Origin of the sequence: Nocardioides sp., from assembly GCF_004803405.1 — a bacterium.
GTDB lineage: Bacteria > Actinomycetota > Actinomycetes > Propionibacteriales > Nocardioidaceae > Nocardioides > Nocardioides vastitatis.
Genome location: NZ_SSXI01000102.1, coordinates 1 through 1,243 on the forward strand (window position 1 = coordinate 1; position 1,243 = coordinate 1,243).

The following is a 1,243-nucleotide window of genomic DNA, read 5'->3' on the forward strand; positions in this document are numbered from 1 at the left end:
CGATGTGTGTCGGCGCTGGAAGGATGTGCACCATGCCGAAGCCGTTCCCCAAGGAGTTCCGCGAGGACGTGATCCGGGTCTACCGCGACTCCGATGCCTCGATGGCTCAGGTCGCCAAGGACTTCGGCATCTCGCCGTCGTGCCTCAAGCGGTGGCTCACCATCGACGACCGGAAGTCGATCACCCCGCAAGCGGCCGGCCGGGCTGCGGATGAGTCCGAAGCACTGCGTGAGGCGAACAAACGGATCAAGCTCCTCGAGCAGGAGAACGAGGTCCTCCGACGGGCCGCCGCCTATCTCTCCCAGGCACACCTGCCGGGAAAATGATGTACCCGCTCGTCCGCGAGCTGGCCGAGGACGGGATCCCCGTCGCGGTGACGTGCCGGGTCCTGAAGATCGCCCGCCAGCCCTACTACCGCTGGCTCGCGAGCCCAGTCACTGACGCCGAGCTGGTCGCGGCCTACCGCGCCAACGCGTTGTTCGACGCACACCGCGACGACCCGGAGTTCGGCTACCGGTTCCTGGTCGACGAGGCCCGTGACGCGGGTGAGCCGATGGCCGAGCGCACGGCGTGGAAGATCTGCTCCAATCTGGGCTGGTGGTCGGCGTTCGGGAAGAAGCGCGGCCGCAACGGCAAGAAGCCAGGGCCACCTGTCCACGACGACCTGGTCGAGCGCGACTTCACCGCCGAGGTGCCGAACCAGTTGTGGCTCAGCGACATCACCGAGCACTGGACCCGCGAAGGCAAGCTCTACCTCTGCGCGATCAAGGACGTCTACTCCAACCGAATCGTCGGCTACTCCATCGACTCACGGATGAAGTCGCGGATCGCGGTCGCTGCGCTCGACAACGCCGTCGCCCGCAGACGGGCCGATGGCGCGGATGTGGCCGGCTGCGTGCTTCACACCGACCGCGGGTCGCAGTTTCGATCCAGGAAGCTGGTCCACAAGCTCAACCGCAATCAGATGGTCGGCTCGATGGGTCGCGTCGGCGCAGCTGGCGACAATGCCGCCATGGAGTCCTTCTTCTCCCTGCTGCAGAAGAACGTCCTCGACCGCAGGAGCTGGAAAACCCGCGAGGAGCTGCGGATCGCGATCGTGACTTGGATCGAGAGGACCTACCACCGACGCCGTCGGCAGGCCGCTCTCGGACGATTGACCCCCGTCGAATACGAGCTGATCATGACCCCAACCGCCACCAAGGCGGCCTAACCCAACCTGTCACCCGTTCGTGCAGCAGACCCC

At 65.9% G+C, this 1,243-nt stretch carries 1 protein-coding gene; it reads left to right on the top strand.

The genetic code is table 11. From position 1 onward, the window contains the following. Window positions 1-32 precede the first annotated feature (32 nt). Window positions 33-1,210, top strand: a protein-coding gene (locus tag E7Z54_RS07700) for an IS3 family transposase (protein ID WP_136432536.1) whose coding sequence is annotated in 2 segments (ribosomal slippage) — window positions 33-317 and window positions 320-1,210 — 1,176 coding nt in all. Because the reading frame shifts where the segments join, the coding sequence is not laid out codon by codon here. The last annotated feature ends 33 nt before the right edge of the window (window positions 1,211-1,243 follow it).